Origin of the sequence: Rhizobium sp. BK275 (assembly GCF_014193555.1) — a bacterium.
Classification (GTDB): domain Bacteria; phylum Pseudomonadota; class Alphaproteobacteria; order Rhizobiales; family Rhizobiaceae; genus Rhizobium.
Map to the genome: position 1 here is coordinate 133,382 of NZ_JACHZL010000011.1, position 14,796 is coordinate 148,177.

13 protein-coding genes are annotated in these 14,796 nt (G+C 63.3%); 10 read left to right on the forward strand and 3 right to left on the reverse strand.

The window, feature by feature from the left end:
- Window positions 1–3: 3 nt before the first annotated feature.
- From cobW to cobO, 3 genes are read left to right on the forward strand one after another with little or no spacing between them, the layout of a single operon-like run.
- Entirely contained in the window at window positions 4–1,050 is a 1,047-nt protein-coding gene (gene cobW, locus FHT82_RS28620) for a cobalamin biosynthesis protein CobW (RefSeq protein ID WP_183736089.1), read from the forward strand.
- A gap of 9 nt (window positions 1,051–1,059) precedes the next feature.
- Window positions 1,060–5,241, forward strand: coding sequence for a cobaltochelatase subunit CobN (gene cobN / locus FHT82_RS28625; RefSeq protein ID WP_183736090.1), 4,182 nt, complete (start codon window positions 1,060–1,062; stop codon window positions 5,239–5,241).
- Window positions 5,238–5,870 carry a cob(I)yrinic acid a,c-diamide adenosyltransferase gene (gene cobO, locus FHT82_RS28630; protein ID WP_183736091.1) on the forward strand — a complete coding sequence of 211 codons (633 nt, stop codon included), beginning with the start codon at window positions 5,238–5,240 and terminating at the stop codon, window positions 5,868–5,870. The genes cobN and cobO overlap by 4 nt, the downstream gene beginning before the upstream one ends.
- A 64-nt stretch (window positions 5,871–5,934) precedes the next feature.
- Here cobO and FHT82_RS28635 read toward each other — a convergent pair whose 3' ends face one another.
- Together FHT82_RS28635 and FHT82_RS28640 are read right to left on the reverse strand one after the other, a co-directional pair.
- Window positions 5,935–6,729 (reverse strand): helix-turn-helix transcriptional regulator, encoded by a 795-nt coding sequence (locus FHT82_RS28635; RefSeq protein WP_183736092.1) that lies wholly within the window; start codon window positions 6,727–6,729, stop codon window positions 5,935–5,937.
- Window positions 6,729–7,109, reverse strand: coding sequence for a nuclear transport factor 2 family protein (locus FHT82_RS28640; protein WP_246698249.1), 381 nt, complete (start codon window positions 7,107–7,109; stop codon window positions 6,729–6,731). The genes FHT82_RS28635 and FHT82_RS28640 overlap by 1 nt, the downstream gene beginning before the upstream one ends.
- 243 nt (window positions 7,110–7,352) lie before the next feature.
- On the opposite strand from FHT82_RS28640, the gene FHT82_RS28645 reads away from it, so the two are divergent.
- On the forward strand, window positions 7,353–8,000 hold the full coding sequence (locus tag FHT82_RS28645) for an isochorismatase family protein (protein ID WP_183736094.1): 648 nt from the start codon (window positions 7,353–7,355) through the stop codon (window positions 7,998–8,000).
- Here FHT82_RS28645 and FHT82_RS28650 read toward each other — a convergent pair.
- Window positions 7,997–8,782, reverse strand: coding sequence for a TSUP family transporter (locus FHT82_RS28650; protein ID WP_183736095.1), 786 nt, complete (start codon window positions 8,780–8,782; stop codon window positions 7,997–7,999). The genes FHT82_RS28645 and FHT82_RS28650 overlap by 4 nt on opposite strands.
- Before the next feature lie 127 nt (window positions 8,783–8,909).
- On the opposite strand from FHT82_RS28650, the gene FHT82_RS28655 reads away from it, so the two are divergent.
- The 6 genes from FHT82_RS28655 (at window position 8,910) to cbiB (ending at window position 14,792) form a co-directional block, all read left to right on the forward strand.
- Window positions 8,910–9,329 (forward strand): cobalamin biosynthesis protein, encoded by a 420-nt coding sequence (locus FHT82_RS28655; protein WP_183736096.1) that lies wholly within the window; start codon window positions 8,910–8,912, stop codon window positions 9,327–9,329.
- A gap of 69 nt (window positions 9,330–9,398) precedes the next feature.
- On the forward strand, window positions 9,399–10,349 hold the full coding sequence (locus tag FHT82_RS28660; RefSeq protein ID WP_183736097.1) for a nucleoside hydrolase: 951 nt from the start codon (window positions 9,399–9,401) through the stop codon (window positions 10,347–10,349).
- 315 nt (window positions 10,350–10,664) lie between these two features.
- Entirely contained in the window at window positions 10,665–11,513 is an 849-nt protein-coding gene (cobA, locus tag FHT82_RS28665) for a uroporphyrinogen-III C-methyltransferase (RefSeq protein WP_183736098.1), read from the forward strand.
- A complete protein-coding gene (locus tag FHT82_RS28670) occupies window positions 11,510–12,817 on the forward strand; it encodes a cobyrinate a,c-diamide synthase (protein WP_183736099.1) in 1,308 nt (435 codons plus the stop codon). The genes cobA and FHT82_RS28670 overlap by 4 nt, the downstream gene beginning before the upstream one ends.
- Window positions 12,814–13,815, forward strand: coding sequence for a threonine-phosphate decarboxylase CobD (gene cobD, locus FHT82_RS28675; protein WP_183736100.1), 1,002 nt, complete (start codon window positions 12,814–12,816; stop codon window positions 13,813–13,815). The genes FHT82_RS28670 and cobD overlap by 4 nt, the downstream gene beginning before the upstream one ends.
- Window positions 13,812–14,792 (forward strand): adenosylcobinamide-phosphate synthase CbiB, encoded by a 981-nt coding sequence (gene cbiB / locus FHT82_RS28680; protein ID WP_183736101.1) that lies wholly within the window; start codon window positions 13,812–13,814, stop codon window positions 14,790–14,792. The genes cobD and cbiB overlap by 4 nt, the downstream gene beginning before the upstream one ends.
- The last annotated feature ends 4 nt before the right edge of the window (window positions 14,793–14,796 follow it).

The window sequence follows — 14,796 nt, forward strand, 5'->3', positions numbered from 1 at the left end:
TCCATGCAGCAGAAAATTCCCGCAACCGTCATCACCGGCTTCCTTGGTGCCGGCAAGACGACCATGATCCGCAACCTGCTCGCCAATGCCGGCGGCAAGAAGATCGCGCTCATCATCAACGAGTTCGGCGATCTCGGCGTCGATGGCGATGTGCTGAAGGGATGCGGGGCGGAAAACTGCACCGAGGACGATATTATCGAACTCACCAATGGCTGCATCTGCTGCACGGTCGCCGACGATTTCATTCCGACCATGACCAAGCTTCTGGAGCGTGAGCAGCGCCCGGACCATATCGTTATCGAAACCTCGGGCCTCGCGCTGCCGCAGCCGCTGGTGGCCGCCTTCAACTGGCCGGATATTCGTAGCGAAGTCACCGTCGATGGCGTGATCACCGTCGTCGATAGTGCCGCCGTTGCTGCCGGTCGTTTTGCCGATGACCACGATGCCGTCGATGCGCGCCGCGTCGAGGATGAATCGCTCGATCATGAAAGCCCGATCGAAGAGCTTTTCGAAGATCAGCTGACCTGCGCCGACCTGATCGTGCTCAATAAGACCGATCTCATCGACAGCGATGGCCTTGGCCGCGTGAAGAGCGAGGTTGCCTCGCGCATCGCCCGCAAGCCTGTGATGATCGAGGCCAGGAATGGCGATGTGCCGGCAAGCGTGCTGCTCGGCCTCGGCATCGGCACGGAAGACGACGTCGTCAACCGCAAGTCCCATCACGAGCTGGAGCATGAGGACGGTGAGCCCCACGATCACGACGAATTCGACAGTTTCGTCGTCGAGCTTGGTGCGATCTCGGACACGGCCGGTTTCGTCGAGAAGCTGAAGGGCATCATTGCCGAGCATGACGTGCTGCGCCTCAAGGGCTTCATCGACGTCTCCGGCAAGCCGATGCGCCTGCAGCTGCAGGCCGTGGGTGCCCGTATCGACCAGTATTTCGACCGCGCCTGGGCATCGGGCGAAACGCGCAGCACGCGCCTCGTCGTCATCGGCCTTCACGAGATGGATCAGGACGCGGTGCGCAAGGCGATCGAAGCGCTCGCATGAGGATATAAAATGCATCTGCTTCTGGCCCAGCAGGGAACGATCAGCGACGGGGACGAGGCAATCGACCTCGGTCAGTCGCCGGGCGATATCCTGTTCCTGTCGGCTGCCGACACCGAGCTTGCGGCAATTGCCGCGGCTCATGCCGGCGGGGCGGCCGAGCATTCGCTGCGGCTTGCGAGCCTGATGAGCCTGAAGCATCCGATGTCGGTCGATACTTACGTTGAACGCACGGCGCGGCATGCGAAGCTGATCATCGTGCGGGCGCTGGGTGGGGCGAGCTATTTCCACTATGCGCTGGAGGCGCTGCATGCGGTGGCGGCGCGCAGTGGTGCGCTGATTGCGGTGCTGCCGGGGGATGCGAAGCCCGATGCGGGTCTGACGCCGTTTTCGAATGTGGCGCTGGATGATCTGAATGCGCTCTGGGCCTATCTGATCGAGGGCGGCGATGCCAATGCGCGGGGCTTTCTTGCCTATGCTTCGGCGATGCTCTCGAGCGCGGAGAAGCCGGCGCCCGCCGCACCGCTGATGAAGGCGGGGATCTGGTGGCCGGGGCGGGGGCTGGTTGGGGTTGAGGAGTGGGAGAGGCTTGTTTCGGGCGTTTCTCCCGCAGCTATCGAGAGCGTAGCACCCCCCTCTGTCCTGCCGGACATCTTCCCCACAAGGGGGGAGATCGGCAAGGGGCGAGACCTTCGCTCTACATCGGTTGTTTGGGGAGAAGCCCTCCCCGATTCGATCTCCCCCCTTGTGGGGGAGATGCCCGGCAGGGCAGAGGGGGGTACCGCAGCGCAGGACCGAAGCGATCATCCACCCGATCTAAGTCCATCACCGGAAATGATGGTAGCGGAGGAGGGATTTGAACCCCCGGCAGTCGCGATCGCCTTCTACCGCGCACTCGTCCAAAGCGGCGAAACCCGCCCCGTCGAAGCCTTGATCGAGGCTCTGCAGGCGCAAGGCCTGCGTCCGCTGCCGGTCTTCGCCTACAGCCTCAAGGACCCGGTCTCCAAAGGCATCCTCGAAAGTATCTTCGTGGACCTCAAGCCCGACGTCGTCATCAACACCACCGGCTTTGCCGTCTCCGCCCCCGGTGCCGATCGTGAACCGACGGTACTGGAGGCGAACGACGCCATCGTGCTGCAGGCGATCTTTTCCGCTTCGTCGCGGGAGGCCTGGGCTGCCTCTTCGCAAGGGCTCTCGGCCCGTGATCTCGGCATGAATGTCGCACTGCCGGAGGTGGATGGCCGCGTGCTGTCGCGCGCCGTCTCCTTCAAGGCTGCTGCCCGCTATGATGCCGCGGTCGAGGCCAATATCGTTTCCAGCGAACCTGATGCCGGGCGCATGACATATGTGGCCGCCCTTGCCGCCAACTGGGCGCGGTTGCGGCAGAGGAATGCGGCGGAGCGGCGTATCGCGCTCGTCATGGCGAATTATCCGAATCGCGATGGACGGCTTGGCAATGGCGTCGGCCTCGATACGCCCGCCGGCACCATCGAGGTGATGCGGGCGATGGCGGCGGCCGGCTATCCTGTCGCCGATATTCCCGCTGATGGTGATGCGTTGATGCGGCATTTGATGGCGGGGCCGACCAATTCCGGCTTTGACGGCAGGGTGGTGCGCGAGACGCTTTCCTTGAGTCGATACACGAGCTTCTTCTCGTCTCTTCCCGTTCAGATTCAAGATGAGGTGACGGGCCGATGGGGCGATCCCGAGGCCGATCCTTATCTGCGAGAGGGTGGCTTCGCGCTGCCCTTTGCCCGGTTCGGCGGGTTGCTGATCGGGATCCAGCCGGCGCGGGGCTATCATATCGATCCGAAGGAAAGCTACCACTCACCCGATCTCGTGCCGCCGCACGGTTATTTCGCCTTCTACGCTTTCCTGCGCGAAGAATTCGGTGCTGACGCCGTTGTTCACATGGGCAAGCATGGCAATCTGGAATGGCTGCCGGGCAAGGCGCTGGCGCTGTCGGAGACCTGTTATCCCGAAGCGATCCTCGGGCCGTTGCCGCATCTCTACCCCTTCATCGTCAACGATCCCGGCGAGGGCGCGCAGGCCAAGCGCCGCACCGGCGCCGTGATCATCGATCATCTGACGCCGCCGCTGACGCGGGCCGAAAGCTATGGGCCGCTGAAGGATCTGGAGGCGCTGGTCGATGAATATTACGAGGCGTCGGGTGGTGATCCCAGGCGGATCCGGTTGCTGTCTCGCCAGATCCTGGAGCTTGTTGCCGATATCGGGCTCGATCGGGATGCGGGAATCGCCAGGGGGGAGAGTGAAGGCGAGGCGTTGAAGAAGCTTGATGCCTATCTCTGCGATCTCAAGGAAATGCAGATCCGGGATGGGCTGCATGTGTTTGGGGTGTCGCCGGAAGGGCGGTTGCTGACGGATCTCACCGTGGCGTTGGCGCGGGTGCCGCGTGGGCTGGGTGAGGGTGGGGATGCGAGTTTGCAGCGGGCGATTGCGGGGGATTTTGGGTTGGGCGTTTTGCCTGTGGCACCCCCCTCTGTCCTGCCGGACATCTCCCCCAAAAGGGGGGAGATTGAATCGCGGCACGGGTCTCCCCAAACGACCGATGTAGGGCGACGGTCCAGCCACTTGTCGATCTCCCCCCTTGTGGGGGAGATGTCCGGCAGGACAGAGGGGGGTAACTCCACCTTCGACCCTCTCGATTGCGATATGGCCGCCATCTGGACTGGCCCCAAGCCGCCAATCCTAGCAGATATCCTCGACGCCCCGTGGCGCACCAACGGCGACACCGTCGAGCGCATCGAACTGCTCGCCGCCAAGCTCGTTTCCGGCGAGATTGACTGCTCAACCCTCTGGTCCCAAACCAGATGCGTGCTCGACGAAATCGAAGCCCGTCTCAAGCCCTCGATCCTCGCCTGCGGTACTGCCGAAATCGCCAGTCTGCTGCGTGGCCTCGACGGCCGTTTCGTCCCGCCCGGTCCATCCGGCGCGCCGACGCGTGGCCGGCCTGACGTCCTGCCGACGGGGCGGAATTTCTATTCGGTGGACAGCCGTGCGGTGCCGACACCGGCGGCCTATGAGCTTGGCAAGAAATCCGCCGAACTGCTGATCCGCCGTTACGTGCAGGATCACGGCGAATGGCCCGTCTCCTTCGGGCTGACGGCCTGGGGCACGTCGAATATGCGCACCGGGGGCGACGATATCGCCCAGGCGCTGGCGCTGATCGGCGTCAAGCCGGTCTGGGACATGGCCTCGCGGCGTGTCACCGGCTACGAGATCATTCCGCCGGCCATGCTGCGGCGGCCGCGGGTGGATGTGACGCTGCGGATTTCAGGCTTTTTCCGAGATGCGTTCCCGGAGCAGATCGCGCTTTTCGACAAGGCGATCCGCGCTGTCGGCGCATTGGACGAGGATGCGGCGGATAATCCGATAGCCGGGCGCATGCGCGGCGAGGCGGCGCGGCTGGCAGCGGCCGGGCTCGATGAGAAGGCGGCGGCAAAGCGGGCGGGTTATCGTATCTTCGGTTCGAAGCCGGGGGCCTATGGCGCCGGTCTGCAGGCGCTGATCGACGAGAAGGGCTGGGAGCGGCGGGCGGATCTTGCCGAAGCCTATCTCGTCTGGGGCAGCTATGCCTATGGCGCGGGTGAGGAAGGACAGGCAGAACGCGGGGTGTTCGAGGAGCGGCTGCGGTCCATCCAGGCTGTGGTGCAGAACCAGGACAATCGCGAGCATGACCTGCTCGACAGCGACGATTATTATCAGTTCGAAGGCGGCATGGCGGCTGCGGCGGAAGCGCTTGGCGGGATGCGGCCGGCGATCTACCACAACGACCATTCGCGGCCGGAAAAGCCTGTGATCCGTTCGCTCGAAGAAGAGATCGGGCGGGTGGTGCGCGGGCGCGTCGTCAATCCGAAATGGATCGAGGGCGTCATGCGCCATGGCTACAAGGGTGCTTTCGAGATATCAGCGACGGTGGATTATCTCTTTGCCTTTGCGGCGACGACGGGTGCCGTCGGCAACCATCATTTCGAGGCGGTCTATCAGGCCTTCGTCGCCGACCCCAAGGTACGCGATTTCATGGCCGAGAAGAACCCGGCCGCCCTTTCCGAGATGAAAGAGCGGCTGGCGGAGGCGATCGAGCGCAGGCTCTGGACGCCGCGCAGCAACTCCGCCCAATTCGACCTCAGTGAAGTCAACGAAACCAGGAAAAGAGCAGGCAGCCAGCCATGACCGAAGAGCCAGTCGTACCAGCCGAAAAGGACGATGCCCGTCACACCGAGAAGATGGCGAAGAAGAAGGCCGCCCGCGACAAGATCATGGCGACCAAGACGGATGAGAAGGGCTTGATCATCGTCCACACCGGCAAGGGCAAAGGCAAGTCGTCCGCCGCCTTCGGCATGATCTTCCGCCATATCGCCCATGGCAAGCCTTCCGCCGTCATACAGTTCATCAAGGGCGCGATGTGGACGGGCGAGCGCGACCTGATCGAGAAGCATTTCTCCGATGTCTGCCAGTTCCATACGATGGGCGAGGGCTTTACCTGGGAAACGCAGGACCGGGCGCGCGATGTGGCGGCGGCCGGTGCTGCCTGGGAAAAGGCCAAGGAGCTGATCCGCGACGAGCGCAACTCCATGGTGCTGCTCGACGAGATCAATATCGCGCTGCGCTACGACTATCTCGATATCAACGAGGTGGTGGAATTCCTGAAAAACGAGAAGCCCTATATGACGCATGTCGTGCTGACGGGCCGCAATGCCAAGGACGAGTTGATCGAGATCGCCGATCTCGTGACCGAGATGGAGCTGATCAAGCATCCTTTCCGCTCCGGCATCAAGGGGCAGCCGGGCGTGGAATTCTGATCCTCGATCTCTTTTTTACGCAATTCCGGACGCAAAACCGCTGCACACTTTTGCTGGAATTGCTCTAGTTCGCGAGATGGCCGCGCAGGATCGCGGCCGTTTCCTCATCGGCCGGGAAGAGCGTTTCGATCGCCAGTTCCGACAGGGTTATATCGACAGGCGTGCCGAAGACGGTCGTTGTCGAGATGAAGGAGAGCAGGCCTGCTTTCGTCGCGAGTTTTAGCGGTACGGCGATGCCGGCAAGGTCGGCATGGCTCTCGCCGGCAGCTTCGGGTGCGGGATAGGAGAGCAGTTCCTTCAGAAGCTTTTCCAAGACGGGATCGCCGGAGACCGATATCTGCTGGCGCACGCGGTCGAGAAGGTGGGCGCGCCATTCGGCAAGATTGGCGATGACAGGCGCAAGGCCCTGCGGATGCAGGCTGAGGCGCAGTACGTTGACCGGTGGTTCCAGCAAGAATGGATTGGCAACAGCCTGGAGCAGGGGTGCGATGGCGGCATTGGCCGCAACCAGCGTCCAGTGGCGGTCGATGGCGATGGCGGGGAAGGGCTCGTGGCCTTTCAGCACCATGTCGATGGCGCGCCGCGCCGGCTCAAGGGCTGGGTCGTCGAGCGCGCGTTCGGCAAAGACAGGGGCGAAACCCGCCGCTAGCAGCAGCGGGTTCCGGTCTCGCAAGGGCACGCCGAGGCGTTCGGCCAGATGCAGCAGCATCTCGCGGCTCGGGGTCGAGCGCCCGCTCTCGATGAAGCTCAAGTGCCGTTGCGAGATATCGGCTTCCAGCGCCAGATCCAGCTGGCTCATGCGGCGGCGCTGGCGCCATTCGCGCAGGTGATCTCCGAGAGAGCGGGCGGTCGGCGTCATCAGGCGGCTTCCGGCAGTTGGTCGATGAAGCCGCAGACGAATTTCAGCTTGCCGCCTTCGAGTTCGGCAAAATCCGTGCCCTTGATCAGTGCTTCGCCATTTTCGGGGCCGAGGCCCCAGGAGAAGCGCAGGACATCGCCATAGCCGTCGGCGGTGCCGATCAGTTCGAAGCGAAAGCCGGGGAAGCGGCTCTGCACGGCCTCGACCAGCGAGTTGATCTGCTCATGGCCTTCGCCGCGCATCAGCGGATCGAGATAGGTTGCGGAATCCGCCCAGCTCTCGGCAATGAGAGCGCGGCGGCGGGCGGCGTCCGTCTCGTTCCAGATGGCGAGGTAGCGCTCGGCGTTGGTGGTTGCGTCGTTTGTCGGGGCATCGTTCATCGGATCATCTCCTTTTGGTTGCCTGTCATGTTCAGGCAGGGCGATCATCGGCGAAAGCGGTGCAGCCTATCAATTACGCGGGAGGTAATGGAAGACAGATCGACGATCGGTTTTCACGCAATTGCGGATGCAAAATCGCGGTACATTTTTGTTGGAATTCCTCATCTCGCGGCTTGGTGATTTGACAGGCGTGGAGGCAGCCTGGAGATTTGCTGCGACCCTTTTGCCCCGGAGGAGACATTGGTGAAAACCCGTAGGTACAAAGCCTTAGCCGCATTCGCCATCGCGCTTCTCAGCGCATCCGCGACGCAGGCGACTATTATCGATGACTGGAATACGATCAAGGTGCCGCCAGCACCGGCGCTGAAGCCGGTCAGCGTGAATACGTCGGATACGGCACTGCTGCTCCTCGATTTCAACGGCGCGCAGGACCCGACCAAGGGGCCATGCAACACGAAGAACAAACCGCGCTGCATCGCCTCGCTTCCGAAGGTGGAGAAGCTAATGAACGAGGCCCGCAAGAGCGGCGTGCCCGTGATCTACAGCATCACCGGTGGTGCTACGAAGGGGGATATCGCCAGCGTGCTGGCACCGAAGGCGGGCGATGCGATCGTACAAGCCGGCGCCAACAAGTTTATCAACACCGATCTCGAAAAGATCCTGAGCGAGAAACACATCAAGACCATCATCGTGGCCGGCACGGCATCAGAAGGCGCGGTGCTGAATACGGCGGCCTATGCGGCGCTGAAGGGCATGAACGTCATCCTGCCCGTCGACGGCATGTCGTCTACCGACCCCTATGCCGAGCAGTATGTCGCCTGGCACTTTGCCAATGCGCCGGGTGTTTCGGCCAAGACGACGCTCACCACGATTGATGAGATCAAGTTCTAGCCCCCGAGCCAGACACGCAGCGGGTTTGTCGGATCGGCCAGAAGCTTGATCGCGAAGGCGATGCAGACGATGACGAGCAGCGGCTTGATGAGTTTTGCGCCGATGCGCATGGCGAGCCGGGAGCCGAGCTGCGCGCCGAGAAACTGGCAGACGCCCATCAAAAGGCCGATCTTCCAGAGCGTGGCGCCGAAGCTTGCGAAAACGACGAGGGCACCGAAATTCGAGCCGAGATTGAGAAGCTTGGTGTGGGCCGTCGCCTTCAGCATGCCGAAGCCGGCGAGGGTGACGAAAGCCAGCATGAAGAAGGAGCCGGTGCCGGGGCCGAAGACGCCGTCATAGAAGCCAATGATAGGTACCAGCGTCAGGCCGAAGAGGAAGGGCGTCATCCGGCGGTGCGTGTCGGAATCGTTGAGGTTCGGTTTGACGGCGAAGAAGATGGCGATCGCCACCAGCAGCACCGGCATGACGGCCTGCAGCACCTGGCCGGGAACGAGCGTGGCGAGTGCGGCACCCAGCGAACCACCCATGACGGCCATCAGCGCCATCGGCAATTGTTCCGAAAGCTTCACATGGCCCTTGCGGGCATAGGCGATGGTTGCCGAGGCGGCGCCGAAGAGCGACTGCACCTTGTTGGTGCCGAGCGTCTGCAGCGGTGGGATGCCGGCGATCAGCATGGCGGGAACGGTGATCAGGCCGCCGCCGCCGGCAATGGAATCGACGAAACCGGCAAAGAAGGCAGCCGCACAAAGCAGCAGAAGCAGATGGAGGGCAATGTCAGGCACGAGGCTATTCCGGGAGGGGCATTCAAGGTGAGTGCACGGGGCGGGGCGTTCGGGCGGCCTTGTTGCATTTCCGGTCCCAAGCTGCAATGGCTCCAGGGACACGGCGGGGCGTAATCGGCTGACGGGAATGAGTGAGATCATCATCGATGAGGCAAGACGGCACGTGCTTGGGCTTGGCTGCGAGCGCGGGGCTCCGGTTGGCGAGGTGATGGCGCTGGCTGTCGAGGCGCTTGAAGCGGCCGGCATCAGCGGGGCGGGGCTTGCCGCTGTCGCTTCGATCGACAGCCGAAGGGAAGAACGGGCAATCCTTGCCGTTGCGGCGCATTTTGCCGTGCCCTCCGTGTTCTTCGATGCGGCGCGGCTGGAGGCGGAGACGCCACGGCTCAGGAATCCCTCCGAGATCGTCTTTGCCCGAGTCGGCTGCCATGGCGTGGCGGAAGCGGCGGCACTTGCAGCTCTTGGCGCGCAGGCGGAACTGACGCTCGGCAAGATCAAATCTCGGCATGCGACAGCGGCTGTCGCCCGCATCGGGTTGCAGAAAGCCTGACGGGCGTTATGGTGGCGGCATCTCGCGGCGCCGTCCGGCAGGCCAGCGATTCACATCTAGAGGATATACATGCACAAGGTCATTTATGACACGGATCCGGGCGTCGATGACGCAATGGCGCTGCTTTTCCTGCATCGCCATCCCGAGATCGATCTCATTGGTATCACCACAGTCTTCGGCAATGCCTCGATCGAGACGACGACGCGCAATGCGCTGTTCCTGAAGCGGGAATGGGATATTGCCGCCCCCGTAGCGAAGGGGGCGAGCGTGACCATCGATCCGTCGCGCCACGAGCGTCCGTGGCCGACCATGGTGCATGGCGAAAATGGCCTTGGCGACATGCCGGTGCCTGATGTCATCGACCTGCCGCTCGATCCGCGTCCGGCGCATCGTTTCATCATCGAGACCGTGCGCGCCAATCCGGGCGAGGTGAGGCTGGTCGCCGTCGGCCGCATGACGAACCTAGCGCTGGCGCTGAAGGAAGACCCCGAGATTGCCAGCCTCGTGAAGGACGTCGTCATCATGGGCGGCAATTTCTATATGCCGGGCAATGTCTCGCCGGTTGCCGAAGCCAATATTCACGGCGATCCGGAAGCCGCCGATATCGTGCTGACCGCGCCGTGGAAGGTCGTCGTCATCGGTCTCGATGTCACGGCGATCACCACGATGAGTCGCAGCTATCTGGGCGACATGGCCGCCAAGGGCGACAAGGCGGTCAAGCAGCTCAACGCACTTTCGCAGTCCTATATCGACTTCTACAAGCATGCGGTCGAAGACGGCATGATGGTGCATGACAGCTGCGCCAGCGTCTATGTCGTGGCACCGGAATTGTTCAAGACGATCACGGGCACGGTGCGCGTTGTCTGCGGCGGCATTGCCGATGGCCAAACGGTCATCAAGCCGGATGGCCGCCACTTCCCACCGGGTCACTGGGATGACCTGCCGAGCCAGATCGTTGCCACCGGCATCGAGTCGGAAAAAGTGATCGGCTTGATCCGCGAGACGCTTCTGCGCGCGTGAGCGACTTCAATCGACGACTGCCGCATGCATCACGCGGCGTCACCCTCGGCCTTGTGCCGAGGGTCTGCTGCGGCCGCTGCAGATGCTCGGGACAGGCCCGAGCATGACGAAAGAGGAGTTGAGCGACTTTGGCGACGGTCGGTGCTGCGGGCAGCCCCGCTTGAGTAATATTACAACATATTCATATCATTGCGTCGCTTTCCTGCGAGATCGAATCCACCTGTTTGCAAAGTGAGTCATCGTCACCTCAGCAACTTCAAGCGAGGTGGGGCGGACGGCGTTGACCTTGCCTCTTGCTGGGCCTAGATCAACAAAATGATGAATAGCGCATTCTCACATCTGCCGGCGCTGGAGTCGGGCAGCGTCTGGCTCGTTGGCGCCGGTCCGGGCGATCCCGGCCTGCTGACGCTCCTTGCTGCCAAGGGGCTCGCCGAGGCCGATGTGATTGTCCATGACGCACTGGTCAATGAGGAATGCCTGAAGCTCGCGCGCTCGGGCGCCGAGCTCGAATATGCCGGAAAACGCGGCGGCAAGCCCTCGGCCAAGCAGCGGGATATTTCTCTGAGGCTTGTGGAGCTGGCGCGGGCCGGCAAACGCGTGTTGCGGCTGAAGGGCGGCGATCCCTTCGTCTTCGGACGCGGCGGGGAAGAGGCCCTGACGCTGGTCGAGCACAATATCCCCTTCCGCATCGTGCCGGGCATTACTGCCGGCATCGGCGGGCTTGCCTATGCCGGTATTCCGGTGACGCATCGCGAGATCAATCATGCAGTGACTTTTCTCACCGGTCATGATTCCTCCGGCATTGTGCCTGATGCGATCAATTGGGAAGCGATCGGCAAGGGTTCGCCTGTCATCGTCATGTATATGGCGATGAAACATATCGCCCAGATCAGCGCCAACCTCATTGCATCCGGCCGCCCGGCATCCGAGCCCGTCGCCTTCGTCTGCAATGCGGCGACCGGCGACCAGCAGGTGCTGGAAACGACACTTGGCGAAGCGGTCGTTGCCGTTACCGCCTCCGGGCTGGAGCCGCCGGCGATCGTCGTCGTCGGCGAAGTGGTGCGGCTGCGGGCCTCGCTCGACTGGCTTGGTGCGCTTGGCGGACGGCGGCTGCAGCCCGATCCTTTTCGACAGGCCGGCGGGCAAGGGAGGGAGAGCGCATGAGCGGGTTGCTGATCGCCGCACCATCCTCGGGTTCCGGCAAGACGACGGTGACACTCGGGCTGCTTCGGGCGCTGCGCAATCGCGGCGTGGCGGTGGCGCCCGGCAAGGCCGGCCCTGATTACATCGATCCGGCCTTTCATGCGGCGGCAAGCGGCGCGCTCTGTCTGAATTTCGATCCCTGGGGCATGCGGTCGGAACTGATTTCGGCCAATGCGACGCTGCACCGTTCCGGCGACCGGGTGCTGCTCATCGAGGGCATGATGGGCCTGTTCGACGGCGCGGCGGACGGGCGCGGCACGGCGGCGGAACTGGCCGCGCAGCTTGGGCTTTCGGTGGTGCTCGTCGTCGATGCCTCGCGGCTGTCGCAGTCGGTGGCGCCGCTCGTCAGCGGCTTTGCCGGGTTCCGCGCCGATGTACGCATTGCCGGCGTCATCCTGAACAAGGTCGGCAGCGACCGGCATGAGGCGATGCTGCGCCAGGCGCTGGAAGCGATCCGCATGCCTGTCGTCGCCGTCATCCACAAGGATGCGATGCTCGCCCTGCCGGAGCGGCATCTCGGGCTGGTGCAGGCGGGCGAGCATGGGGCGCTCGACGCGTTCATCGATTATGCCGCCAATGCCGTCTCGGAAGAGTGCAATTTCGAGTTCCTGCTGCGCATCGCGCGTCAGGGCATGAACCGGCCGTCGGCTGCCAATATCGCCCGGCTGATGCCTTTCGGCCGGCACATTGCCGTTGCCCGCGATATCGCCTTTGCCTTCTGCTACGAGCATATGCTGCTCGGCTGGCGGCGGCGCGGGGCAGAGATTTCTTTCTTCTCGCCGCTGGCGGATGAAGCGCCGGCAGAGAGTGCCGATGCGATCTATCTTCCGGGCGGTTATCCCGAGCTGCATGCCGGCAGGCTTTCGGCCTCGCAGAATTTTGCCGCGGCGATGAAAGCTGCGGCGGCGCGCGGCGTGCGCATCTATGGCGAATGCGGCGGCTACATGGTGCTCGGCGACGGTCTGATCGACGGGGGAGGCGTGCGCCATGAAATGCTCGGCCTGCTGCCGGTCGTTACCAGCTACGAGACGCGCAAGCGGCATCTCGGCTACCGGCGCGTGACGCCGCTTGCGGGCGGCTTCTTCGACAAGCCGATGACGGCGCATGAATTCCACTATTCGACCATCGTTTCCGAAGGCGAGGCCGACCGGCTTTTCGCCACGCAGGATGCGCTCGGCAACGATCTCGGCGTCGCAGGCTTGAGGCGCGGGCAGGTGGCCGGCTCCTACATGCATCTGATCGATCTTGCAGGAGCAACTGCATGAATGCGCCGATCGTGCATGGCGGCGGCATTACCGCGGCGGCGGCGGCCTTCGGCGGCCAGTTGGAGGATTGGCTGGATCTTTCCACTGGCATCAATCCCAATCCGGTGGCGCTGCCGGAGATACCAGCGCGGGTGTGGCATCGCCTGCCGGACCGGCATCTGATCGAGACGGCGCGACATGCGGCGCGGGATCACTATCGCAGCGGCGCGATCCTGCCGCTGCCGGTTCCGGGCACGCAATCGGTTATCCAGCTTCTGCCGCGGCTCGTCGAGCGGGGCAGAAAAGTTGCGATCCTCTCGCCGACCTATGGGGAATATGCGCGGGCCTTTGGTGCTGCGGGTTTTACTGTCGATGCGGTCGGCGATATCGAGGACATTGGTCCGCAGCATGGGCTGGCCGTCGTCGTCAATCCGAACAATCCGGATGGCCGGATACAGACTGCCGACAGGCTGGAAGCGCTGCACGAGCGGCTGAAGGCGGGTGGCGGTTTTCTCGTTGTCGACGAGGCTTTCGGCGATACGAGCCCGGAGGCCAGCCTTGCGCCGCGGGCATCAGGGCTTTCGAACCTCATCATCTTCCGCTCCTTCGGCAAGTTCTTCGGGCTTGCGGGACTGAGGCTCGGCTTTGCCATTGCACGGGGCGATATTCTCGCTCGCTTCGAGGACTGGCTCGGTCCCTGGGCAGTATCGGGGCCGGCGTTGTCGCTTGCGGGCTCGCTGCTGAATTCGGATGTCTCCGCGATTGCCGGCTCGATTGCAGAGCGCCATCGGGGGCTTCATGCCGTTGTTGTCGGCGCCGGCCTTGCCATTGCCGGCGGCACGCCGCTTTTCACGCTCGTTGCCGACGCCAGAGCCGGTGACATTTACACGACTCTCTGCCGCCATCATATTCTCGTCCGCCGGTTCGATTACGAGCCGGACTGGCTGCGCTTCGGCCTAACACCTGACGCTGCTGATGATGCGAGACTGGCTGCGGCCCTTCGGAGCTTTGAGCGATGAGTTTGGATGAACATTTTCTCGTGCTGGTTCTGGCACTGCTGCTCGACCGCATCATCGGCGATCCGCAATGGCTGTGGCTGCGGGTGCCGCATCCGGTTGCGATCTTCGGCCGGGCGATCGGCTACTTCGACCAGCATTTCAATCGTGAGAGCCTGAGCAAGGCGCAGCGTAAGCAGAATGGCGTGGTGGCGATCATGGCACTGTCGGCGCTTGCTGTGGTCACCGGTCTGGTGCTGCACTGGTTCCTCATGCTCTTCGGCCCGGTCGGCATCCTGCTCGAAGTCTTCTGCGTGGCGATCTTCCTGGCGCAGAAGAGCCTGTCGGATCACGTCGCGGCGGTTGCCGCGGCACTGAAGAGCGATGGCCTCGTCGGCGGGCGCAAGGCGGTGTCGCGCATCGTCGGGCGCGATCCGGAAACGCTGGATGAGCCGGGCGTCTGTCGCGCGGCGATCGAGAGCCTCGCCGAGAATTTCTCCGATGGCGTGGTGGCGCCGGCTCTCTGGTATGCGATCTTCGGCCTGCCGGGACTGTTTTTCTACAAGATGCTGAATACGGCGGATTCGATGATCGGCCACCGATCGGAAAAATATGTCGATTTCGGCTGGGCTTCGGCCCGTCTCGACGATATCGCCAACTGGCCGGCCGCCCGTCTTTCCATTCTGCTGATCGCCGTCGGCGCCGGCATCCGCCGCGGCACATCGGCCTTCCGCGAATCCTTCCGTGTCGGCATCCGCGACGGCAAGCTGCATCGCTCGCCGAATTCCGGCCGCCCGGAAGCGGCGATGGCAGGGGCGCTCGATCTCCAGCTTGCCGGCCCGCGCGTCTATTCGGGTATGGTCGTGCGCGAGCCGATGATCAACGGCACGGGCCGGGATGTGGCAACGGCAGGCGATGTGGAGGCCGGGATTTCGGTCTTCCAGGCGAGCTGCATGGCGCTGACGCTGCTTACCTTCGTAGCCTTCGTCTGCCTGCTTTAGGTTC